The sequence below is a fragment of the Streptomyces sp. cg40 genome (assembly GCF_050320165.1).
Lineage (GTDB): Bacteria > Actinomycetota > Actinomycetes > Streptomycetales > Streptomycetaceae > Streptomyces > Streptomyces hokutonensis.
Genome location: NZ_CP190128.1, coordinates 1,477,502 through 1,500,829, shown reverse-complemented (window position 1 = coordinate 1,500,829; position 23,328 = coordinate 1,477,502). Strand labels below are relative to the sequence as shown.

Genomic DNA, 23,328 nt, shown 5'->3' with positions numbered 1-23,328 from the left:
GGTCGCTTTCAGAGCACCCGGTGCTAGCGTCCTCGTCCATGAGTGACCCCTCCGAGCTGCGACGAAGCCTGGTCGGACGGATCGGCGAGAGCTCCGCGCTGACCGACGCGATCGGCACCGTGTGCGCGGGCCGCCCTGCGCTGCTGCTCGTCGAGGGGCCCGCCGGGATCGGCAAGACGGCACTCGTCGAGGAGGTCCTGCGCACGCGCCCGGAGCACACGGGCCGGCCGGCACCCCGGGTGCTGCGCGCCTGCGGTGTCTCCTGGGAGTCGGCCCTGCCGTTCGGCATCGCGGAGCAGCTCGTCCGGGCCCAGGACACCGAAGCGGACGTACCGCGGGACGTGCCGGGCGCCGCCCTGCTCCTGCGACGCCAGTGGACCGCCCTCCAGGAGCGGCACCCCCTCGTCGTCCTCGTCGACGACGCCCACTGGGCCGACGTCGAAAGCCTGCGCGCGATCCGCTCGGCGCTGCGCGGGCTGGTCCACGAGAGGGTGCTCGTCCTCCTCGTGGCGCGGGACGACCTGCGCGACATGCACGAGGTCGGAGCAGCCGGCTTCGAGCCGCCGCTCCCGGTCCTGCGCACCCTGGACCTGCTGGACGACTGCCGGGACGGCGCCCTGCGGCCGGCCCCGCTGGGGCCCGAGGACGTACGGACTCTGGCGCGCGAGTCCTGCGGCCTCTCCCTGGATCTGCCCACGGCACGGCACCTCTGCCGCCACACCCTGGGCAACCCCCGGTACGTCACGCAGCTGCTGCGCGAACTCCCGCCCGAGACATGGCAGGACTGGCGGCCCGAACTGCCCGCCCCGGCCCACTACGCGGCGGCCGTACGCCACCGGATCGGCAGGTGCGGCAAGGCGGCCCGTGCCCTGGTGGAGGCCTGCTCGGTCCTGGGCCAGGACACACCGCTCGCCGAGGCCGCGCGCCTCGCGGCCACCGACGACCCGCTGCCCGCCGTCGACGAGGCACGGGCGGCCGGTCTGCTGACGGCCGCCAACAACCCCGGTCGGATGGTGCTGTCCTTCCCCCATCCGCTGACCCGGGCCGCCGTCCTCACCTCGATCGACCTGACCCGACGGGCCGAACTGCACCACCGGGCGGCCGAGTCGACGTCCGACCGCGGTGCGCGGCTGATCCACCGAGTGGCCGCCACCAGTGCGTCCGACGGCGTGCTGGCCGCGGAACTGGACCGCTACGCGGTCGAGCGGGCGGTCGGCGGGGAGTGGGCGGCCGTGGCCGACACCCTGGTGCGCGCCAGCAGGCTGAGCCCCGACCGGGCGGCCCGGGAGAACAGGCTGCTGCGAGCCGTGGACGCGATGATCGGAGCGGGCGACGTGCCCCAGGCCGCCCTCTTCGCCGCCCAGTTGGAGAGCTTTCCGGCGGACACCCTGCGGGACGTGGTCCTCGGCTATCTGGCCATCATGCGGGGCCGCCCGGCGGAGGCGGAGACGTTCCTGACCCAGGCCTGGGAGCGCTGTGACGCGGAGCGCCGTCCGGACCTCGCGGCGAAGATCTGCCAGCGGCGCGTTCTGCACGCCCTGAGCCGCTGGGACGCCCGTGACCTGGTGGCCTGGGCGGGCCGGGCCGTGGAGTCGACGGCCACGGGAGACCCCTCGGTCGTCGAGTCCGAGGCCGTCCTGGGACTGGGGCTCGCCGCGATGGGCCGCGCGGAGGAGGCCGTCGCCGCGTACGAGTCGGCCGCCGCCAAGGTGCCCGGCGGAGCCCAGCCCCAGCGTTTCCAGCTCGGCCGGGGCTGGGTGGACCTCGCCGCCCTGGACGCCCCCGAGACCGCCCGCCGACGCCTCGAAGCCGCCGTACCCACCGGCTACCGCATGGGCTCCACCCGTATCTCCCTGTGGGCCCAGGGCTGGCTGGCCCGCACGCACTTCGTGCTCGGTGCCTGGCCGGAGGCCCTGGACACCGTGCAGCGGGCCGTCGCACGCAACGCCGAGGCCCAGATCGAGATCGTCCGCCCGCTGGTGCACTGGACGGGGGCCCAGATCCACGCGCTCCGTGGCGACTGGGACCTGGCCGAGCACCACCTCAACGAGGGGGGTGCCGATCTTCAGCACTACGAGGTGATGCTGGTGCCCGCCTGTCTGGCCCGCGCCCAGGTCGCCGAGGCGCGGGGCGACTACGAGCGGGTCATCGAGGCGCTGTCCCCCGTGGTCCACCTCCCCGCACGCGGGGCCGTGGACGAGCCGGGGTTCTGGCCGTGGCCCGACGTGTACGCCAACGCGCTGGTGATGACGGGCCGTCTCGACGAGGCCGACGCCTTCCTGACGCGGCACGAGGAGCTCGCCGCCCTGCGCGGCCACCGTTCCGCCATGGCCCGACTGGGCCTGGCCCGCGGCCGGCTCACCGCCGCCCGGGGCGACATCGACGCGGCCCGCGAGGAGTTCGACCGGTCCCTCGCCCACCTGGAACAACTGCCGCTGCCCTACGACCGTGCCCGCGTCGGCTTCGCCTACGGGCAGGCACTGCGCCGGGCCGGCAAGCGCCGGGAGGCCGACGTGGTCCTCCACAACGCGCGGGACGCCTACCTCGCCCTCGGCGCCCGCACCTACGTCGACCGGTGCGACCGCGAGCTGAAGGCGGGCGGCATGCACACCAGTCGCGGCACCTCCGCCATGTCCCGGCTCACGGCCCAGGAGCAGGCGGTCGCCCAGCTCGTCGCGTCCGGAGCGACCAACAAACAGGCGGCGCTCGAACTGTTCATCTCCGTGAAGACCGTGCAGTACCACCTGACGCACATCTACTCCAAGCTCGGCATCCGCTCCCGCAGCGAGCTGGCGGCCGGGTTCCGGGAGGCACCGGACCCGGACGAGTGAAGGGCCTGCCGTACCTCTCCGGGGAGGTACGGCAGGCCCTTCGGCGCCGTGGTTCAGCGGCGGCAGGTGTAGCTGTCGGCCGACGTGGTCGGCCCCTCTCCCCGGTACTGGGCGTGCAGGGGGTAACGGCACAGGTTGCGGGTGACGACCGTGCCGCCGGCCGTGGTGGTGGCCGCGGGCAGGGTCTGCGGGGCCTTGCCGTGCTCGACCCAGTCGACGACGGCGGCCAGCGGGTCGGTGGGCACCGGGCCGTTGCCGCCACCGCAGTGGCCGACGCCGGGGGCGAGGAAGACACGGTAGAACGAGTCGACCTGCCGGGCGCCGCCCATGGCCTGCTCGACGCGCTTGCGGTAGTCGACCGTTCCCTCGGCGAAGATCAGCGGGTCGGCCAGGCCGTGCCAGGTGACCATCTTCCCGCCGGCTGCCTTGAACGCGCTCAGGTCCGGGGAGTCCGTACCGATGACGCGGTTGTACTCACGCTGCGACTGGCGGAAGTAGCGCTCGAAGTCCGCGTAACTGAGGGTGGACGTGTCGAACGACGGGTCGCGGGCGAGGAAGTACTTGAACCAGTTGTCGCTGATCGGGAACGGGGCGCCGGTGAGGCTTCCGTCGGACGTCGCGGTGGTGCCGGCGAGGCTGGTCAGCGGGGCGCTCCTGTTGAGGCCGTACCAGAGGCGTTGGCCCCTGCCGGTGACCGGGCCCTGCCAGATGAGGGAGACGACCTTCGCGTCCTCGGCGCTGATCACGAGCGTCCTGCCGGCGCACACCACCGTCGTGCCGATGAGCGTGCGGGGGTCGAAACCGCAGTGGTCCGGATCGTCGACGACGCCGTCGGTGACCCCGTCGTCGGCGTCGCAGGCCTTGATCGCAGCCTGGGTGAAGGCGTTCAGCTCGCAGGAGCTGAGGAGGTCGTGCTCCTGGTTCATCACGACCTGGGGCCAGAGCTCCGCGGGAATGAAGCGGTCCCAGTTGATCGCGGGAGCCGCCGCCGATATCCCGTCGAAGTCGTGCGGGTAGCGCTGAGCCATCATCAGGCCCTGCCGTCCGCCGGTGGAGCAGCCGTTCCAGTACGAGTAGAAGGAGTGGCGGTCGTAGAACGCCGCCGTCAGCTGCTTGCCGATGACCGCCATGTCGTGCAGGGAACGGCCGGCGAAGTTCTCCAACAGCCCTGTGTTGACCTGGCCTTGGGCATTCAGTGCCCAACTGGCCGGGCTCAGGGCGTTGTTGTCGGAGCCGACCCCGGCATCGGTGGTCGCGGCCGCGTAGTGGGTCTGCACGGCCGCCGCGAGAGCCGTCGCGCCGCCGCCCGCGAGGTAGCCGCCACCGCCGGTCGCCTGGAACCTGCCGTTCCACGAGGACAACGGCAACCACACCCGAGTACTCACATGGTCACCGACGCCGGGGTGCGACACCACCACGGTCACATCGCACACGGCCGGCACCGAGGTGACGGTCGCGGAGCCGGACCCGCCGGAGACGTCACCGGCCGGCTGTACGCGAGCGGTGACCGACTCGACGACGGCACCCGGCACCGTGGGCGCCGCGATGTGGCGGCACGCTGCCTCCGGAGAGGTGCCGGCCGGGGTGTCGGAGCCGGCTCGAGCCGGCGCGGTGAGCATGGACGCGGCCAGTACGGCGCAGCACAGGGTGAGCGAGCGTTTCATCGTGCTCCAGACTGGAAGGCCGTGTTCGACGACCTGACGGGAGTGAGAAAACGCGGAGAACCTAGCAACCGCCTGCCCGCGCGGCCTCGGTAATTCCCCCAGGACTGGCCTGGGGTGTCATTGATATCGGCGACGTCCCAATGGTTCGCCGCGGTGACTGAATGCCGGGTCGGGAACAGAAATCGGCTCGGACAGGGCTTTTCATTGGAGGCACGCCGTCATGAATGAAGGTTCCGCCGAGGAGGGGCCGGTGGCGGCTTGGCGCGGCTCGGTTATGCGCTCTGTTCGCTGTCGCCGACGGCCGCGGTGTCCTGGTCGAGGGTCGCGGCCCAACTGGCCAGGAGCTGGAGGCTGTCGTGGGCGGGGGTGCCGGGTTCGGCGCTGAGCGCGGTGAGGGTGAGGCCGGGTTCGGTGGGGATGGGCATCGCCTCGAAGGGGAGGGCGAGGTCGCCGACCGCGGGGTGGTGGAAGCGCTTGACGCCGGTCTGGTGCAGCCGTACGTCGTGGGCGGCCCACAGGGTGCGGAACTTCTCGCTGCGGGTGGAGAGTTCGCCGATGAGGTCGGTCAGGTCCCGGTTGTAGGGGTCGCGTCCGGCCTCGGTGCGCAGCAGCGCCACCGCTCCGGCCGCCTGGGCCTCCAGTTGGGGCAGGAAGTCGGCCGCGCCGGGGTTGAGGAACTCGTACCGGGCGAGGTTCACGGGCCGGGCCGGGTCGGCGAAGACCGGGGCGTACAGGGCGCGGCCGAGCCGGTTGGTGGCCAGGATGTCGAGGCGGCCGTTGCGGATGAAGGCCGGGGCCTCGGTCATCGCGTCGAGCAGGTGCTGCAGGCTGGCCCGGATGGGCTGGGCCCGGCGGCGCGGCGGGCGTCGAGTGGTGTTCGCGGTACGCGCCAGGTCGTCGAGGTGGGCGCGCTCGGCCTCGTCGAGCTGGAGGGCGCGGGCGAGTGAGTCGATGACGGTCTCGGAGACACCGGAGAGGTTGCCGCGCTCCAGCCGGGCGTAGTACTCGGCGCTGACGCCGGCCAGCAGGGCGACTTCTTCCCTGCGCAGTCCCTTGACGCGCCGGTTGCCGGTGTGGGCGGGCAGTCCCGCCTGCTGGGGCGTGATCTTGGCGCGGCGGCTGGTCAGGAACTCGCGTACCTCGCTTCGGTTGTCCATGCCTTCGAGGCTACGTCGGCTGGCCGGGCGGTGTCTCCGGGCGTGGGGTGTACTGGCAGTACACGTATCAACGAGTCCTTCCACGCGCGTGTGACCTGCAGTTTCATCGGTGGTGGCGCAGGATGCGCCGCGCTGGAAAGGACATGCACGATGACGGAGAACACCCAGCCCCAGGGCCCGCGCCGGCTGTTCGGGGACATCGCTCCCGCGCTGGCCGGATACAGCGAGGACGTGCTGTTCGGGCAGGAGTGGAAGAGCCCGGAGCTGTCCCCGAGGGACCGCAGCCTGGTGACCGTGGCCAGCCTGATCACCAGCGGCAGCAGCGAGCAGCTCACCTTCCACATCCCGCTGGCCAGGCAGAACGGCGTCACCGAGGAGGAAATCATCGGGACGATCACCCACATGGCGTTCTACGCCGGCTGGCCCCGGGCGATGTCCGCCCTGAACGTGGCGCGGGAACTGTTCCGCAAGGCCTGACCCACTCTCACTCGCACGTCCCCCCTCAATCCTCAATACGCTGACGCAAGGAGCACGTACCACCATGGAGATCCTCAAGCAGCCCGCGACGATGAAGCTGCCCCCGCACATGTTCGCCGGTGATGTCTGGGCGGACGTGATCCTCCGGGGCGAGGAGCCCTCCCGGGCACGGGCCAACATGGTCCGCTTCGCCCCCGGTGCCCGCACCGCCTGGCACAGCCACGGCCTGGGCCAGACCCTGCACGTCGTGTCCGGCGTCGCCCTGGTCGGCACCCGCGACGGCGTGGTCATCGAGGCCCACCCGGGCGACACCATCGGCTGCCCGCCCGGCGAGGAGCACTGGCACGGCGCCACTCCGGACCAGTTCATGGAGCACCTCGCGTTGTGGGAGGGCGACGAGGTCGAGTGGCTGGAGCACGTCACCGACGCGGAGTACGGGGGCCCGCGCACCAGCACCCGCACCCCGCACTGATCACAGCCGACCGGAGCGCGGGCTTCGGAGCCGGACGCGACCGGTGGCAGACCTGCACGACGGCGTCGACCACGCACGCCGGACCACGGTCTGCCACCCCGACAACGCCGTGACGGCCGATACGACGCCGAGTGCCACCGGCCGCCTCACCCCGACATGCAGCCCACGCCGCCGGGCGAGCCGACGGAACGCCGACTCGTTCCCCTCGCCCGGCTCCGGCAGCCGACATCCCTCCCGTTCGACCTTCCCCTCACTCTGGAATGAGCCATGCGCGCAACCGTGATCCACGCCCCCGGTGACATCCGGGTGGAGAACCTCCCCGAACCGAAGATCCTCGCCCCCACCGACGCGGTCATCCGGACCGTCGCCGCCTGTGTGTGCGGCTCCGACCTGTGGGACTACCGCGGCATCAACGAGGTCGCCCGGCCCACGCCGATCGGCCACGAGTACGTCGGCGTGGTCGAGGAGACCGGCGCCGAGGTGAAGGACATCAAGCCGGGCCAGTTCGTCATCGGCTCCTTCTTCGCCTCCGACAACACCTGTCCGATCTGCCGTGCCGGCTATCAAACCTCTTGCCCGCACCGGGAGTTCGTGGGCGGCTGCCAGGCCGAGTACATCCGCATCCCGCTCGCCGACGGCACCCTGGTCGCCCTGGACGGGCAGCCAGACGAGAAGTTCGTGCCGAGCCTGCTCACCCTCTCCGACGTCATGGGCACCGGCTGGTACGCGGCCGTCGCCGCCGAGGTCAAGCCCGGCTCCACGGTCGTCGTGGTCGGGGACGGCGCGGTCGGCCTGTCCGGCGTCATCGCCGCCCGGGAACTCGGCGCCGAGCGCATCGTCGCGATGAGCCGGCACGCCTCCCGGCAGCAGCTGGCGACCGAGTTCGGTGCCACCGACATCGTCGTGGAGCGCGGCGAGGCGGGCGTCGCCCGGATCAAGGAACTCACCGGCGGCATCGGCGCCGACTCCGTCCTGGAGTGCGTCGGCACCCCGGAATCGATGAGCCAGGCCCTCCACTCCACCCGCCCCGGCGGCAACGTCGGCTTCGTCGGCGTCCCGCACGGCGTGGCCGTCAACGGCGAGGAGCTGTTCTACTCCCACGTCGCCCTGCGCGGCGGCCCCGCGCCGGTACGGCACTTCCTGCCCGACCTGGTCGACCGCGTCCTCGACGGCCGTATCGAGCCCGGCAAGGTCTTCGACCTGACCCTGCCGCTGGACGAGGCCGCCGAGGGCTACCTGGCCATGGACGAGCGCCGCGCCATCAAGACGCTGCTGCGCCCCTGACCTGCCGGCCCACGATCCACGATTGGAACCACCTCCCATGACCCCGACCTACGACTTCCATGACCAGGTGGCCCTCGTCACCGGCGCGGCCTCCGGCATGGGGCTGGCCACCGCCCGCGCCTTCGCCGAGGCCGGTGCCGCCGTCGTCCTGGCCGACATCGACGAGAAGGCCGTACAGCACGCTGCCGAGGAACTGACGGCGGCCGGTCACCGGGCGATCGGTGTCGCCTGCGACGTCACGGACGAAGCGCAGGCGGCCGCCATGGTCGACCGCGCGGTCGCGGCCTACGGCCGTCTGGACATGGCGTTCAACAACGCCGGCATCCAGGTCCCGCCCAGCGACGCGGCCGACGAGACGGCCGAGAACTTCGACCGCGTCAACGCCGTCAACCTGCGCGGCGTCTGGGCCGCCCAGAAGCACGAACTGCACCGGATGCGGCAGCAGGGCAGTGGCGCCATCGTCAACTGCTCCTCGCTGGGGGGCCTCGTGGGCCTGCCGGAGCGTGCCGCCTACCACGCGTCCAAGCACGGTGTGATCGGCCTGACCAAGAGCGCCGCGGTCGAGTACGCCCCCAAGGGCATCCGCATCAACGCGGTGTGCCCCGGCGTGATCGACACCCCGATGGTCGCCGACATGCTCGAAGGCCAGGCCGAGGCCATGGCAGAGATCATGAAGCAGCAGCCGATCGGACGGCTCGGCCGGGCCGACGAGGTCGCCGCGGCCGTGCTGTGGCTGTGCAGCCCCGCAGCGAGCCTGGTCGTCGGAGTCGCGCTGCCCGTCGACGGCGGATACACCACGAGCTGATCAGCCCGCCGTTCCGTGCTGCCGAGGCACCAACGCACTCCCGTTCTCCATGCCGCCGGGCCTCGGCCCGGTCGCGGCACGATTCTCTCCCCGCCCACGCGTTCCAGGAGACCACCCGTCATGTCCGTCCCCCTCGCCACGTCGTCGTCCACCACCGGTGACGTCGCAGGTTCGCGCGGCGCGGCCACCGCCGCGCTCGCGGCCGCCGTGCTGGGCTTCTTCGTCATCACCCTGGACGCCACGATCGTCAACGTCGCCCTGCCCGCGATCCGCGACGACTTCGGCGGCGGGATGACCGGACTCCAGTGGGTGCTGGACAGCTACACGCTCATGTTCGCCGCGCTGCTGCTGTCCGCCGGATCCATCAGCGACCGCATCGGCGCCCACCGTGCCTTCGGCACCGGCCTGGCCGTGTTCGTCGCCGCCTCGGCGGCGTGCGGCCTGGCGCCGAGCGTGGGCGTGCTGATCGCCGCCCGCGCGGTGCAGGGAGCGGGTGCCGCGACGATGCTGCCCGCCTCGCTCTCCCTGATCCGCGAGGCGTTCCCGGGCCCGGTCCGGCGCGCGCGGGCCATCGCGGTGTGGACCATCACCGGGTCCGTCGCCGCCGCGGCCGGACCGGTCTCGGGCGGCGCCCTGTCCCTGGCCAGCTGGCGGATCATCTTCTTCGTCAATCTGCCCGTCGGGCTCGTGGCACTGCTGATGCTGGCGCGTGCGGTGCGTTCCCCGCGTCGGCCGGTGCCGTTCGACTGGACGGGGCAGGTCGCCGCCGTGGCCGCGCTGGGCGCGCTCACCTTCGCCGCGATCGAGGCCGGCGCCGACGGCTTCGGCGCCCCGAAGGTGCTCGTCGCCTTCGCAGTGGCGGTCGTGGCGGCGGCCGTCTTCGGCGCGGCCCAGGTGCGCGGCAAGCACCCCATGGTCCCGCTGGACCTCCTGCGCTCCCGCACGATGCGGATCGCCTCCGCCAACGGCTTCGCGTTCATCGCCGCCCTGAACGGCACGGTCTTCCTCTACAGCCTCTACCTCCAGCAGGAGCGGGGCCTGTCCGCGCTCGCCGTCGGTCTCGCCTTCCTGCCCATGGCCGCGCTCTCCGCCTTCCTGGGCGTGCCCACGGCGCGGCTCACGAAGCGGTACGGCCCGCGCGTGCCCATCGTCGGCGGTTTCCTCCTGATGGGCGCGAGCCTGACCGTGCTGGCGGTCCTCCCGGCCTCCGCGCCGGTCTGGCTGATCGCTCTCGTGATGATCCCGATCGGCTGCTGCGGGCCGCTGGCCATGCAGCCGACCACCGGCCTGCTCCTGGAGAACGTCCTCGCCCACCGCTCCGGCGTCGCGAGCGCGGTGTTCAACACCAGCCGCCAGATCGGCGGCGCCCTGGCCGTGGCCGCCTTCGGAGCCCTTCTCGCGAGCCGGACGGACCCCCTGCCCGGTCTCCGCGCGAGCCTGTTCATCGCCGCGGTGATCGTCATGGCCACCGCGACCGCGAACGTGCTTCCCGAACGGCGCGGAGCTGCGAACCGCTGACACAGGCGCCGGCACATCACCCCCTATTGCGGACGGAGAACCCACCATGAGCACCTGGGACCAAGCGCAACTGCGCGCATTCGCAGCCGCCGACGACCTGCACATCTCGCCGTACCGCGAGGACGGCCGCACCTACGGCACACCGACCTGGATCTGGTCCGTCGTCGCGGGCGGCGACCTCTACGCCCGGCCCTACAACGGCCCCGACTCCCGTTGGTACCAAGCGGCGTCGTCCCGGAAAACCGGCCGCATCCGCATCGCGGGCACGGAACACGAGGTCGCCTTCACCCCGGCGGACGACACCGTCCTCGACGCGGTCGACGACGCCTACCGCACCAAGTACGCCGCCAGCGACTACCTGGAGCCGATGCTGCGCAGCGGCCCCCGCTCGACCACCGTCCGCATCACCCCTGCCGCGTAGGCGCAGTAGCCGCAAAGGAGCGTCACCATGGAGTACACCCGTCTGGGTACCACCGGCCTGAAGGTCAGCCGCCTCGCCCTCGGCTGCATGAGCTACGGCGACCCGACCGTCCCCCGAGCCCATCCGTGGGCGCTGACCGAGGAGAAGGCCGCGCCGTTCTTCCGGCAGGCCGTCGAGCTGGGCATCACCTTCTGGGACACCGCGAACGTCTACCAGGCGGGCACCTCCGAGGAGTTCGTCGGCCGGGCGATCCGCGAGTACTCCCGGCGCGAGGACATCGTCCTGGCCACGAAGGTGCGCGGCCCGATGCACGACGGTCCCGGCGGTGAAGGCCTCTCCCGCAAGGCGATCCTCGAACAGGTCGACGCCTCCCTGGCCCGCCTGGGCACGGACTACATCGACCTCTACCAGATCCACCGCTTCGACGACGACGTCCCGGTCGAGGAGACGATGGAGGCCCTGCACGACGTCGTCAAGGCGGGCAAGGTCCGCTACCTCGGCGCCTCGTCGATGTACGGCTGGCAGTTCGCCAAGCTCCAGCACGCCGCCGACCTCGGCGGCTGGACCCGCTTCGTGTCCATGCAGAACCAGTACAACCTCCTGCGCCGCCAGGACGAGCCCGAACTCATGGCCATGTGCGGCGACATGGGCGTGGGACTCGTGCCCTACTCCCCGAACGGCAAGGGACGCCTCGCCCGTCCCGTCGGCGAACAGAGCACCCGCTCCTCCACCGACCATGTCGTACAGGCCTTCGACAGCGAATACGACGAGCCCGTCATCAACGCCGTCGAGCAACTCGCCGAAGCCCGTGGCGTTCCCATGGCGCAGATCGCCCTCGCCTGGGTGCTGCGCAACCCGCTCGTCTCCGCGCCCATCGTCGGAGCCACCAAGTCCCACCACCTCCAACAGGCCGTGGATGCCCTCGCGTTGAGGCTCTCGGACGAGGAAGCGGCAGCGCTTCAGGAGCCGTACACCAACGCCGGGCCTTCCTGGTTCTGAACACAGCATCACGGATCCGCGGCCCAACTCCCGCACAGCAGAAAGGCGTTCAGAAACCCATGCAGTACCGCACCCTCGGCAACTCCGGCCTCGCCGTCTCCAAGCTGGCCTTCGGCACCATGAACTTCGGCACCGAGAACACCGAGGAGGAGTCGTTCGCCCTGCTCGACGCCTTCATCGAGGCCGGCGGCAACATGATCGACACCTCCGACGTCTACGGCGGCGGCCTCTCCGAGCAGATCATCGGCCGCTGGCTGGCCGCCCGCCCCCGCGAGATCACCGACCGCGTCGTCCTCACGACCAAGGGCCGCTTCACCACCGGCCCCGACGTCAACGACCTCGGCCTCTCCCGCCGCCACCTCACCCGCGCCCTGGACGCCTCCCTGGGCCGCCTCGGCGTGGAGACCGTCGACCTCTACCAGATGCACGGCTGGGACGCGCACACCCCGGTCGAGGAGACCCTCTCCTTCCTCGACGACGCCGCCCGCGCCGGGAAGATCCACTACGCGGGTCTGTCCAACTTCACCGGCTGGCAGCTCCAGTTGACCGTCTCCACGGCCAAGGCGATGGGCGTCCATGTCCCGCTCACCCTCCAGCAGCAGTACAGCCTGCTGTCCAGGGAGAGCGAGTTCGAGATGGTCCCCGCCGCCCTGCACAACGGCATCGGCCTGCTGCCCTGGTCGCCGCTGGCCGGCGGCTTCCTCGCCGGGAAGTACACGCGCGGTGTCGCACCGGCCCCGAACACCCGCGCCGGGTCCGCGAACGAGCTGTACCAGTGGGTGTCCGCCGAGTACGCGTCCCTGGACCGCAACTGGGCCGTCATCGACGAGGTCGTCCGCATCGCCAAGGAGAGCGGCAGCACCCCCGCCCGGGTCGCTCTGAGCTGGATCGCCAACCGCCCCGGCGTGGTTGCCCCCATCTTCGGCGCCCACACCCTGGAGCAGTTCCACGACAGCGTCGGCGCCGCCGCCCTCACCCTGGACGCCGAGGCCACCGCCGCCCTCGACAAGGTCAGCGCACCCACCCCGGGCGGCTACCCCTACGGCGCGTTCGGCACCAGCCAGCGAGACCGCCGACTCCAGGGTGGTGCCCAGGCCCTCGGCGACCTGATCGGCAACGGCGCCGACCACACCACCGGGCGCCCGTAGCCCGGGGTTCCGCGTCTCCCTCACTGTGCACGACCCGGCCGTCCCGCTCCGCGAGAGCCGGACGGCCGGGTCGTGTCGTCTCGACGTGGGCGCCCCTCTGACGCCGCATCCCGAATTTCCGCGCGTCCGAGGGGATATCCGTCCGCGCCATCCGCGAACGGCGGCGCGGCATCCGATTCCCGCGCGCCCGCGGAGGGCCGCTGGGGGTGGCGGCTGACGCGTTCGCCGTCGGGCCGATTCCCGCGCGTCCGCGGAGAGACCGTCCGTCCGGTCTCCCCGACGCGCTTCGCACCGCTGGAATTCCAGCGCGGGGGAGCCCGGCAGCCATGGCGCCGGTCCACGCGGGGACGACGGGGACGAGACGGCGGCCCGGGCGCGGTGACACTCCCGCGACCTGCGGCGAACTGCCGCTCCGGACAAGGCACGCGGCGGACCGACCGGCCGGGCCGGGGTCGGCACCGCTTCTCGTGGAGACCGTTCTACCGGTGTCCGACGCACGGTCGACGCACGTGTCGCGGCACGACGGTGTTGACGGTGTCGAGGGTGTTGAGGCACCCGCCCGGCCCGGGCCCCGCGGCAGACGATCTGTCAGGACGTCGACCACCCCGTGGGTTTCCCCGGGGACCAGGACGACCGGACAGGGCGGACAGGGCGGGTCGCGGGGACGGGGACGGGGATGTCGTCCACGCCCGGCGCCCGCGACGTGCCGGAACCCGGTTCGAGCGGTCCCCTGATCCGCGCGGCGCGGTCATCCGGCCCGCGGCAGGTGCAGTTGGCCGGTCAGCAGGCTGCCGCGTCCGCCGTCGGCCGTGCCCCTGACGGCAGACCCCCGACGGCTCATCGCCTCTCGTGTGGCGATCGACCCCCTGCGAACAGGCGGTCGTAGCGCCGCTTTGCTCACGTTTCCCGGGCGTTGACCCGTAATTGTGCCGCCCCTTGGCACACGCACTCCCCGTAACTCCCTCGCCACGCTGGAATGACGGCACCGAGCGCGGCCCGCAGGAGGCCCCGTCGATGAGCAGTCGTCCCCGGAGCCCTCAGTCGCCGTGACCCCGTACCGCGCTCACCGGCCGGCACCCCGCTCATCACAGACTCCCCACCGGGGTCGTGCTCGCCGAGGTCGAACCGCGCTGCGTGGCCGGGGCCGAGCACAACACCGGGACGGAGTGAACGCCACGACCGCAGCCGGCGATCGGGTGCCGGCATCTCCTGAGCCCGCGCCTCTCCACAACTCGACGGCGTGCCGTGCCGATTCTCGGCAAGGGCGGCCTCCGCATCCCCGGCGGAGCGTCGCCGACCGGCAGAAACCACGACGACGCCACCTGTCGGCCGCCACCGCTCGGCGAGCCTCCGGCAACGTGGCCTCCCGTGACTGCTGAACGATCACAGCCATAAGGAGTCAACGCAATGTCCATACCCGGCACGGGCGAAGGTCCGGTCCGCCCGTCGGAGTATCCGCATGCGCCACCTGGAACTCCCCTGATGACGGGAAGGCCGCGAATCCGTCTCCTCGTCGTCATCCTCGTAGCCGTGGCCGCGATTCCCCTGGCCGTTCTGGCTCTGGGGGACCGGCTCGGACGCGGCGTGGCAGGCCCCATCACACTGGGCATGCTCGTACTGATCCTCCAGAACCTGGCCCTGATCATCGCGGTGCTGCGCTACAACAGGTCCGCCGGTGAGGGCGAGGCGGTGGGGCGCGCATGAATTCTCCCCAGTTCATCGCGGCGGAACTCGGCGAGTTCTTCTCACCGCTCACCGCGTTCATGCTGGTCCTGGTCTTCTCGTTCCTGCTCTGCCTCGTCGTGGGAATCGGGAACGACGACAGCGCGTCCGAGTTCTTCGTCGCCAACAGGAAGATCTCGACTTTCCGTAACACGCTGGCCCTGTGCGGCGACTGGATTCCCACGAGCGCCCTTCTCGCCACCGTCAGCGGGGTCGCCATCGGCGGTTTCGACGGAATGGTCATCGCGGCCAGCGTGACCATGACGGCGCCCATTCTGCTGCTGATGGCGGAACGGCTCCGGGCCGCGGGCGAGTTCACCCTCGGCGACATCCTGGCGCGCCGCTTCCCGAGCGACGGGACCCGGCTCGCGGCAGGGACCATCACCCTCGTGATCTGCATTCTGATGACGGTCATCCAGCTCACCGTCGCAGGGAACGCCACGGCGTACGTCCTCGGTCTGGAGGGCGGGTCGGCGTCCCAGTTCTGCACGATACTCATCGGGCTGCTCATCATCATGTTCGCGGCCATCGGCGGTATGCGGGGCACGAGCATGATCCAGGCGGTCAAGACCGTCCTCGTCCTGGCCGCCCTTCTGGTGCTCGCCGTCGTCGTGCTGAACCGGGCGAAGTGGGATCTGAGCGCGGTCACGGAGAGCGCGGGCCGGCACAGTGGTGACTCGCTGTCCTACTTCTCTCCCGGGCGGCTGTACGGGGACTCGACGGCAGGCCTGTTGGACACGGTGTCGTTGGGTGTCACCGCGGCCTTCGGGTCGGCCGTCCTGCCCCATGTGGTCATGCGCCTGAACGTGTTCCGCGACGGGCGAGCCGTTCGTCAGGGAGTTACGACCGCGACGGTCGTCCTCGCAGTGTTCGCCGCTCTTGCCACACTGGCGGGACTGGGCGCCGCCGCGACGGTCGCCAGCGGGTCCCTCACCCTGGAAGGACAACGCAACGTCGCCGCCCTCTTCCAACTGGCGGAGGCCGTGGGCGGTGACGGCACCGGCCGCTCGTTGCTCGGTCTCGTCTCCTGCGCGGTCTTCCTGACGTCCTTGAGCACGGCTTCCGGCCTCACGCTCGCCATCGGATCGCTCGCCCACGACCTGTACTCCTCGTCGAAATGGCGCGGCAAGGGCGAAACGCTCCGGGAAATCTCGCTGGCCCGCTGGTTCATCGTCGGGTCCGGTGCCCTGGGACTCCTCCTGGCGGTGGAACTGGGTTCGTGGAGCATCGTCGCCCTGACCTCGTTCGGGTTCGCTGTCGCGGCCTCCACGGTGTTGCCGGCGCTGGCCTACAGCCTGTTCTGGAAGGACTTCACACGGGCGGGCCTGTACGCGACCCTCTACGGTTCCTTCGCGTTCTGCCTCGTACTGGAGCTCTTCAGCCCGAGCGTCTCCGGAAGCCCGGGCGCGCTGTTGTCGAACCAGGACTTCCACTGGTTCCCGATGCAGCACATAGCCCTGGTGTCCGTTCCGGTGGGTTTCCTGCTCGGGTGGGCCTGCAGTCGTCTGACCTGGCCGTCCCGTGCCGAAGAAGGCACCGCCGAAGCCCTGGGCGCCGCCAGGGAATGGGGTTGACGGCTCCGGGTCCGGCCCCGAGCCCGGGGTCACCGGACCCGGGCGGGCCCCAAGGTCCACAACCGCACACTTCTGTCTCCACGGCCCGTCGCCCTCACAGGCGGCGGGCCGTTCCGCGTCCCCGGACGGAAAGCGGCGGGGCGCTTTGACTCCATGCGCATGAGGCGTATTGTCGTACACGAAAGATTCGTGTACGAAAGGTCGTCGCCATGCGTCTCATCGTCGGTATGACGGGTGCCACGGGGGCGGTCCTCGGGATCCGGCTGTTGCAGGAGCTGCGGGACCAGCCCGATGTGGAGACCCACCTGGTGATGAGCCGCTGGGCCCGCGCCACCATCGAGCTGGAGACCGACTGGACGGCTCGCGACGTGGCCAAGCTGGCGGACGCCGTGCACGGCCCGGACGACCAGGCGGCATCCATCTCCAGCGGGTCCTTCCGCACCGACGGCATGGTCATCACGCCGTGCAGCGCCAAGACCCTGGCCGCCATCCGCGCGGGCTACGGCAGCGACCTGATCTCCCGGGCCGCGGACGTGGTCCTCAAGGAGCAGCGCCGCCTGGTCCTGGTCGCCCGGGAGACCCCGCTGTCCACGATCCACCTGGAGAACATGCTCGCCCTGTCCCGCATGGGCGTGACGATCCTGCCGCCCATGCCGGCGTTCTACAACAAGCCGGCGAGCGTGGACGACATCGTCGACCACATCGTGGCCCGGGTGATGGACCAGTTCGGTCTCGACAGCGAGCGCGCCGTGCGCTGGCAGGGGCCCGCCACGGCCCGCGCGGACCGTTCGCTCCGCCCGGCGGCCTGTGCCCTCCCCGATCCGGGCACCCTCGGATCCGGACCGCACCGGGCAGCCGGCTGAGCCCCCTCTCCCTTCCCTTCCTCCCCCCCTCCTTCCTCCCTGACGTCCACCTCCGGTGGACCGACCGAAAGGATTCCCGTGCCCCGTATCAAGGACCTGCGCGCCTACCTCGCCGCCCTGGAAGAACTCGGCGACGTCCGCACCGTCGACCGCCTGGTCGACCCCCACCTCGAAGTCGGCGCGATCATCCGCCACTCGTACGAGACCACGGCCTCCGCCCCGCTGTTCACCAACATCAAGGGCACCGCCCCCGGCTACCGGCTGCTCGGCGCCCCCGGCGCCCTCAGCTCGGCCCCGGGCAAGCCCCTCGCCCGGATCGCCCTGTCCCTCGGGCTGTCCGCCGACGCGACCGCCCGTGAGATCACCGAGGCCCTCGCCGCCGCCCGCACCCGCGAGCCGATTCCGCCGACGCTGGTCGACACCGCGCCGTGCAAGGAGAACATCCTGCTCGGCGAGGAGGCCGCGCTCGACCGCTTCCCGACGCCCCTGCTGCACGAGGGCGACGGCGGCCCCTACGTCAACACCTGGGGCACGATCATCGCCCGCACCCCGGACGGCAGCTTCACCAACTGGTCGATCGCCCGGATCATGATGATCGACGGCAAGCACATGACCGGCCTGGTGCTCCACCCGCAGCACATCGCCCACGTCTGGCAGCAGTGGGCCGACCGCGGCGAGCCGATGCCCTTCGCCCTCGTCCAGGGCGGCGAGCCGGCCCTGCCGTTCATCTCCGGCATGCCGCTCCCGGACGGCGTGGAGGAGTCCGGCTACCTCGGCGCGCTGCTCGGCGAGCCGCTCGAACTCGTGCAGTGCGAGACCGTCGACCTTCAGGTCCCGGCCAGCGCGGAGATCGTGATCGAGGGGCACCTGTCCGTCGAACGCACCGGCGTGGAGGGCCCGATGGGCGAGTTCTCCGGCTACCGCCCCAACGAGACCTCTCTCCAGCCCGTCTACACCATCGAGGCCATCACTCACCGCGACGACCCCATCTGGCCGACCGTCGTCGAGGGCGAGCCCGTCGACGAGTACCACACGGCCACCGGCCTCACCCTCGCCGCCGAAGCCCTCGCCGAACTTCGCGCCGCCGGACTGCCGATCACCACGGCCTGGGAGCCCTTCGAAGGCGCCTCCCACCTCCTCGTCGTCAGCGTCGCCGCCGACTGGCGTACGGCCCTGCCTGGCGTGAGCACCGGCGAACTCGCCCAGCGCATCACCGATGTCATCGCCGCCCAGCGCTTCGAATACCTGGTCCCGCGCATCTTCGTCCTCGACGACGACGTCGAGGCCTCGGACGTCGGCGAGCTGATGTGGGCGCTGGCCACCCGGGTCCACCCCACCGAACGGCGCATTGTCCGCACCGGCAAGATCCTCCCCCTGCTGTCCTGCTACCCCTTCGACCAGCGGCACGCGTGGACCGGTGACAAGGTCACCTACGACGCCCTGCTGCCCGCCGCCGACGAAGGCCGCGAACCGCGCAGCTCCTTCGCCCACCTCTTCCCGGCGCAGGTCCAGCAGCAGGTGCTGGAGAACTGGCCCAACTGAGAAGAGGGAGAACGGTGGTGCTCCCACCCTGCCGACGCCATCGCGCGTGCCACACCGCGACACGCGCGGTGGCGCCGGGGCGCGTGGGAGCACCACCGTGTGCCGTTCCGAACCACCCGCCCCGACCTGAAGGCGACCTTCCATGGCCATCACGCACGACATCGCCGCGAGGCTCGTCCAGACGCTCCTGAGCAGCCGCATGGTCAGAGTGTCGGACGACCTCCGTTTCGCGGGCCAGGACCTGCCCGCGCCCGTGACCGTGCAGATCCCGACCTCCGTGGGATCCACACGGTGCGACATCTACCGCCCCGACCCCGCCCTGGCCGGAGAGGCGCCCCCGGTCTTCGTCAACTTCCACGGCAGCGGCTACGTGGTCCGGCACCCGGAGCAGGACGACCACATCTGCCGTCACCTGGCGGCCGAGGCGGGCTGCGTCGTCCTCAACATCGACTACTGGACCGCGCCGCAGCACCGCTTCCCGACCGCACCCGTCCAGGCGTACGAGGCCTGCGAGTGGGCGGCGAAGCAGGGGGCCGCCGAGCACGGCTGGGACGGCGGACGGCTCGCGGTGGGCGGCCACAGCGCGGGCGGCGCACTGGCGACGGGGGTGTGCCGTACGGCCCGGGAGCACGGCACCTTCACTCCGCTGCTCCAGATCATCGACTACGCCCCCCTCGACCTGGCCGCGGACCCCGCCACCAAGCACGCCCGCACCCGACGCCCGCTGATCTCGCCGCTGCTGTCCCGCATCTTCACCAGTACCTACCTGCCCGACGCGACCCGCCGCCGCGACCCACTGGCGTCACCCGGTCTCGCCACCGACCTGGCCGACCTGCCACCCGCCCTGGTCATCACCGCCGAGTACGACCTGCTCCGGGACGAGGGCGACGCGTACGCCGAGGCGCTGGCCGCCGCCGGAGTCCCCGTCGTGCACCGCATGGTGGAGGGCGTCGACCACTTCTTCACCCACAACGGACCGCCCGAGACGGTCCGTCCCGTCTTCGACCTGATGGCCGAGCAGCTCCGGGCGGCCTTCACCGCCCCGGCGTAGGGGTTCCGGGGCGGTGGGTCAGCGGCCGACCAGGCCCATGTGCAGCGCGTTGTAGCGGTCGCCGTGCACGCCGAGGCGGGCCGCCGCCGTGTCGAGGTCGGCGATCTCGTCGGCGGACAGGGCGACTTGGGTGGCGCCAGCGTTCTCCTCCAGGCGTTCCACGCGTCGCGTGCCGGGGATCGGGGCGATCCACGGCTGCTGCGCGAGCAGCCAGGCCAGGGCGACCTGCCCGGGGCTCGCGCCCTTGGCCTTGGCGAGCGCGGCGACGTGCTCGACCAGAGCCTGGTTGGCCGCCCGGTTCTCCTCGCTGAAGCGGGGGATCGTGGCGCGGACGTCGCCCTCGGCTAACGCGGTCGAGGTGTCGACCGTGCCGGTGAGGAAGCCCTTGCCCAGCGGGCTGAACGGCACGAACCCGATGCCGAGTTCGGCGAGCGTGGGCAGGACCTCGGGTTCCGGGTCGCGGGTCCACAGGGAGTACTCGCTCTGTACGGCGGTCACGGGATGGACGGCGTGGGCCTTGCGGATCGTGTCCGCGGCGGCCTCGGACAGGCCGAAGTGGCGTACTTTGCCCGCCTGTACAAGCTCGCCGACCGCGCCGGCGACCTCCTCGATGGGCACGTCGGGGTCGACGCGGTGCTGGTAGAAGAGGTCGATCGTCTCGCTGCGCAGCCGGCGCAGGGAGGCGTCGGCGACGCGCTTGATCTGCTCGGGGCGGCTGTCGAGCCCGGTGGACTTGCCGTCCTCGATGCGCCAGCCGAACTTCGTCGCCAGGACGACCTGGTCCCGGACGGGGGCGAGGGCTTCGCCCACCAACTCCTCGTTGACGTACGGGCCGTAGACCTCGGCGGTGTCGAAGAAGGTGATGCCGTGGTCCACGGCGGCACGGAGCACGCCGATCATGTTCTGGCGGTCGCCGGGGTTGGGGCCGTAGCTCTGGGACATGCCCATGCAGCCGAGGCCGATCGCGGAGACCTTCAGACCCTGGCCGAGCGTGCGGGTGTGCATCGTGTGTCCTCCCGGAAGCGGTAGCGGTGGTGCGGTGCCACGCGCCGATGAAAACCCGGTTCACCGGCGCGTGGAAGGACCGCATCGTTACGTGTACCGGCAGTACACCCCTCCTGCGTACGGGGCGCTCACAGATAGACGGTCTGCGTCTGCTGGTAGGCCGCCAGTCCCTCGGGGCCCAGCTCCCGGCCCAGCCCACTCGCCTTGACTCCGCCGAACGGGGCGACAGGGTCGGGGAGGTAACGGTTGACGCCGATCGTGCCGGTATGGACCCGGCGGGCGACCGACGCGCCGCGCTCCGGGTCGGCCGTCCACACCGTGCCGCCGAGCCCGAAGGCGGAGTGGTTGGCGATACGGACGGCGTCGTCGATGTCGTCGTAGGGGATGAGGGACAGGACCGGGCCGAAGATCTCCTCCTGGGCGATCGTCGAGTCGTTGTCGACGTCCGCGAAGACCGTCGGCTGCACGAACCAACCCCGCGTCAGGCCGTCGGGGCGTCCGCCGCCGGTCGTCAGGCGGGCGCCCTCGCCGCTTCCCTTGGCGATGTACGACTCGACGCGCTTGCGCTGGCGGGCGGTGGCCAGCGGTCCGATCTGCGTCGCCGGGTCGCTCGCGTCGCCCACCGTCAGGGAGCCGGCGAAGGCGGTGAAGACGTCGACCACCTCGGCGTAGCGGCTGCGCGGAGCGAGGACGCGGGTGCCGGCGAAGCAGGTCTGGCCGTTGTTGAGAAGGGTGGCGCCGAACAGCCCCTCGCCGATCTCGGCCAGGTTCAGGTCGGCGTCGTCCAGGACGATCGCGGCGGACTTGCCGCCCAGTTCCAGGGTGACCGGGCGCAGGAGGCGTCCGCACACCTCGGCGATGTTCCGGCCGGCGGCGGTGGAGCCGGTGAAGGCGACCTTGTCGACGGCCGGGTGGGAGACGAGGTACGCGCCGGCCTCGCGACCCGCCGGGACGATGTTGATGACCCCGGCCGGAACCCCGGCTTCCTCCACCGCCTCGGCCAACAGGTAGGCGTCCAGCACGGTCTCGGGCGAGGGCTTGATGACCAGGGTGCAGCCGGCCGCCATCGCGGGTGCGATCTTGAACATGGTCAGGACCTGCGGGAAGTTCCACGGTACGACGGCCGCGACGACGCCGACCGGCGCCTTGCGGACCTCGACGGAGCCGCCGAAGAGACCGGCCCTTGTCTCCGTCACGGTCAACTGGCGTGCCAGTCCCGCGTAGTAGCGCAGTACGGCGCTCGGGTAGCCGGCCTCCAGCTGGCCGGCCACGGCGATCGGCATGCCGTTCTGGGCGCTGACTCGCTCGACGAATCCGGCGGCCCGCTTGTCGATGGCGTCGGCGAGGCGGTCCATCACCTCGGCACGCCGGGCGGGCTCCCAACTCGCCCAGCCCGAGGGGGCGTCGAAGGCCGCGCGGGCTGCGGACACCGCGGTGTCGACGTCCGCCTCAGTGGCCTCGGGCACCTGGCCGAGGGGCTCCTCGGTGCTCGCGTTGACGGGGGTGATCGTGCGGTCGGTGGCGGGGTGGATCCACTCGCCGCCTATGTAGAGGGTGTCGTAGCGCAGGTCCATCACAGACTTCCCCCGTTGCCGAAGGCTTCGAAGGTGAGGACAGGCTTGAGGGTCGTGCCCTTCTCGGAGTCCTCGACGGCCTGGTTGATGTCCTCGAAGGCGTACGTCCTGATCAGCTTGTCGAAGGGGAACCGCCCCTGCTGGTACAGGTCGACGAGCTTCGGGATGAACACCTGCGGCACGCTGTCGCCCTCGACGATGCCGCGCAGGCTGCGGCCGAACAGCAGCGCGGACATGTCGATCGACGCCTCGGTGCCGGGCGCTGCGGCGCCGATCAGGCCGCAGGTGCCGCCCTGGTTGAGGGCGTCGACGGCCTGGCGCAGCACGGCCGGGACGGCCGTGGTCTCCAGGCTGTAGTCCACGCCCAGGCCGCCGGTGATCTCGCGCAGGCGCTCCACCGTGTCGCCCTCGGCGCCGTTGACGACGTGGGTGGCGCCGACCTCCTTCGCCAGCTCAAGCCGCTGCTCGTTGAGGTCGACGGCGACGATGGTGGTGCAGCCCGCGACGACGGCGGCCATGACGGCGCTGAGGCCGACCGAGCCGGCACCGAACACGGCGATGCTGCTGCCAGCCGGCGGGCGGAGCGTGTTGAGAACCCCACCGGCGCCGGTCTGGACGCCGCAGCCCAGCGGGCCGAGCAGTTCGAGCGGAGCGGCCGGGTCCACCTTCACCACGTTGCCCTCGCCCGCGAGGGCGTGGGTGGCGAACGACGACTGGCCGAAGAAGACACCGTGCACGTCCCCCGAGTCCCGGTGCAGGGGAGTGCTGCCGTCGGCGCGGGTGCCCGCGAAGTTGCGGGCGAAGAACTGGTCGCAGTACGCGGTGCGGCCCTGGACGCACATACGGCACCGGCCGCAGGAATTGAACGTCAGGACGACGTGGTCGCCGGGTGCTACGGAGGTGACGCCGTCGCCGACCGTCTCCACGACGCCCGCGCCCTCGTGGCCGAGCACGGCGGGCAGCGGCACCGGGTACCACTGGTCCCGGACGATCAGATCGGTGTGGCACACGCCCGAACTCACCAGCCTGACGACGACCTCTCCCGGCCGTGGATCGTCCAGGTCGAGCGGTGCGAGGGTGAAGGGGGCGCCCTTCGTCTCGGTCAGTGCGGCTGTGATGTGCATGGTGCGGCTCCTTCGCCGGTATGTCCCTGACCGGCAAGGTAGGGCCGCGCGCAGGTGGCGAAGTGTTCAGATCCTGGACATTCGGAGGGACGCGGGA

At 71.4% G+C, this 23,328-nt stretch carries 19 protein-coding genes; 14 read left to right on the top strand and 5 right to left on the bottom strand.

Translation table 11 applies throughout. The features are described from left to right. Nucleotides 1-38 precede the first annotated feature (38 nt). Nucleotides 39-2,831, top strand: a complete 2,793-nt coding sequence (locus ACQHII_RS06640) for a helix-turn-helix transcriptional regulator (protein ID WP_427918351.1) — start codon at nucleotides 39-41, stop codon at nucleotides 2,829-2,831. Nucleotides 2,832-2,884: 53 nt separating this feature from the next. Here the strand turns inward: ACQHII_RS06640 and ACQHII_RS06635 are convergent, their stop codons facing one another. Continuing rightward, nucleotides 2,885-4,495 carry a tannase/feruloyl esterase family alpha/beta hydrolase gene (locus ACQHII_RS06635; protein WP_427918350.1) on the bottom strand — a complete coding sequence of 537 codons (1,611 nt, stop codon included), beginning with the start codon at nucleotides 4,493-4,495 and terminating at the stop codon, nucleotides 2,885-2,887. Between the two features lie 272 nt (nucleotides 4,496-4,767). Beyond that, a complete protein-coding gene (locus tag ACQHII_RS06630) occupies nucleotides 4,768-5,652 on the bottom strand; it encodes a helix-turn-helix transcriptional regulator (protein WP_427918349.1) in 885 nt (294 codons plus the stop codon). Nucleotides 5,653-5,802: 150 nt separating this feature from the next. On the opposite strand from ACQHII_RS06630, the gene ACQHII_RS06625 reads away from it, so the two are divergent. The 13 genes from ACQHII_RS06625 to ACQHII_RS06565 all read left to right on the top strand — a co-directional run bounded on the left by ACQHII_RS06625 (nucleotide 5,803) and on the right by ACQHII_RS06565 (nucleotide 19,528). After that, on the top strand, nucleotides 5,803-6,129 hold the full coding sequence (locus ACQHII_RS06625) for a carboxymuconolactone decarboxylase family protein (RefSeq protein ID WP_427918348.1): 327 nt from the start codon (nucleotides 5,803-5,805) through the stop codon (nucleotides 6,127-6,129). A gap of 64 nt (nucleotides 6,130-6,193) precedes the next feature. Continuing rightward, a complete protein-coding gene (locus ACQHII_RS06620) occupies nucleotides 6,194-6,601 on the top strand; it encodes a (R)-mandelonitrile lyase (RefSeq protein WP_427918347.1) in 408 nt (135 codons plus the stop codon). A 267-nt stretch (nucleotides 6,602-6,868) separates the two neighbouring features. After that, nucleotides 6,869-7,885, top strand: a complete 1,017-nt coding sequence (locus ACQHII_RS06615; protein WP_427918346.1) for a zinc-dependent alcohol dehydrogenase family protein — start codon at nucleotides 6,869-6,871, stop codon at nucleotides 7,883-7,885. A 37-nt stretch (nucleotides 7,886-7,922) separates the two neighbouring features. After that, the gene (locus ACQHII_RS06610) at nucleotides 7,923-8,690 is read left to right on the top strand and encodes a glucose 1-dehydrogenase (protein ID WP_427918345.1); all 768 of its coding nucleotides are present in this window, start codon (nucleotides 7,923-7,925) and stop codon (nucleotides 8,688-8,690) included. A gap of 120 nt (nucleotides 8,691-8,810) precedes the next feature. After that, the gene (locus tag ACQHII_RS06605; RefSeq protein ID WP_427918344.1) at nucleotides 8,811-10,208 is read left to right on the top strand and encodes an MFS transporter; all 1,398 of its coding nucleotides are present in this window, start codon (nucleotides 8,811-8,813) and stop codon (nucleotides 10,206-10,208) included. A 46-nt stretch (nucleotides 10,209-10,254) separates the two neighbouring features. Further along, nucleotides 10,255-10,629: a DUF2255 family protein gene (locus ACQHII_RS06600; RefSeq protein WP_427918343.1), complete on the top strand. Its 375-nt coding sequence runs from the start codon at nucleotides 10,255-10,257 to the stop codon at nucleotides 10,627-10,629. 27 nt (nucleotides 10,630-10,656) lie between these two features. Further along, nucleotides 10,657-11,628 (top strand): aldo/keto reductase, encoded by a 972-nt coding sequence (locus ACQHII_RS06595; protein WP_427918342.1) that lies wholly within the window; start codon nucleotides 10,657-10,659, stop codon nucleotides 11,626-11,628. Nucleotides 11,629-11,687: 59 nt separating this feature from the next. Beyond that, on the top strand, nucleotides 11,688-12,776 hold the full coding sequence (locus ACQHII_RS06590) for an aldo/keto reductase (protein ID WP_427918341.1): 1,089 nt from the start codon (nucleotides 11,688-11,690) through the stop codon (nucleotides 12,774-12,776). Between the two features lie 1,530 nt (nucleotides 12,777-14,306). Then, the gene (locus ACQHII_RS06585) at nucleotides 14,307-14,480 is read left to right on the top strand and encodes a hypothetical protein (protein ID WP_427918340.1); all 174 of its coding nucleotides are present in this window, start codon (nucleotides 14,307-14,309) and stop codon (nucleotides 14,478-14,480) included. Further along, nucleotides 14,477-16,072, top strand: a complete 1,596-nt coding sequence (locus tag ACQHII_RS06580) for a sodium:solute symporter family transporter (RefSeq protein WP_427918339.1) — start codon at nucleotides 14,477-14,479, stop codon at nucleotides 16,070-16,072. The genes ACQHII_RS06585 and ACQHII_RS06580 overlap by 4 nt, the downstream gene beginning before the upstream one ends. Before the next feature lie 209 nt (nucleotides 16,073-16,281). Further along, nucleotides 16,282-16,935, top strand: coding sequence for a non-oxidative hydroxyarylic acid decarboxylases subunit B (locus tag ACQHII_RS06575; RefSeq protein ID WP_427918338.1), 654 nt, complete (start codon nucleotides 16,282-16,284; stop codon nucleotides 16,933-16,935). Between the two features lie 78 nt (nucleotides 16,936-17,013). Next, on the top strand, nucleotides 17,014-18,477 hold the full coding sequence (locus ACQHII_RS06570; RefSeq protein ID WP_427918337.1) for a UbiD family decarboxylase: 1,464 nt from the start codon (nucleotides 17,014-17,016) through the stop codon (nucleotides 18,475-18,477). 142 nt (nucleotides 18,478-18,619) lie between these two features. Further along, entirely contained in the window at nucleotides 18,620-19,528 is a 909-nt protein-coding gene (locus ACQHII_RS06565) for an alpha/beta hydrolase (protein ID WP_427918336.1), read from the top strand. A gap of 18 nt (nucleotides 19,529-19,546) precedes the next feature. On the opposite strand, the gene ACQHII_RS06560 is transcribed toward ACQHII_RS06565, so the two are convergent. From ACQHII_RS06560 to ACQHII_RS06550, 3 genes are all read right to left on the bottom strand, one after another. Continuing rightward, nucleotides 19,547-20,533, bottom strand: a complete 987-nt coding sequence (locus ACQHII_RS06560) for an aldo/keto reductase (protein ID WP_427918335.1) — start codon at nucleotides 20,531-20,533, stop codon at nucleotides 19,547-19,549. 128 nt (nucleotides 20,534-20,661) lie between these two features. Then, a complete protein-coding gene (locus tag ACQHII_RS06555) occupies nucleotides 20,662-22,107 on the bottom strand; it encodes an aldehyde dehydrogenase (RefSeq protein WP_427918334.1) in 1,446 nt (481 codons plus the stop codon). After that, complete coding sequence (locus tag ACQHII_RS06550) at nucleotides 22,107-23,231, bottom strand: NAD(P)-dependent alcohol dehydrogenase (RefSeq protein ID WP_427918333.1); 1,125 nt, start codon at nucleotides 23,229-23,231, stop codon at nucleotides 22,107-22,109. The genes ACQHII_RS06555 and ACQHII_RS06550 overlap by 1 nt, the downstream gene beginning before the upstream one ends. Between the last annotated feature and the right edge of the window lie 97 nt (nucleotides 23,232-23,328).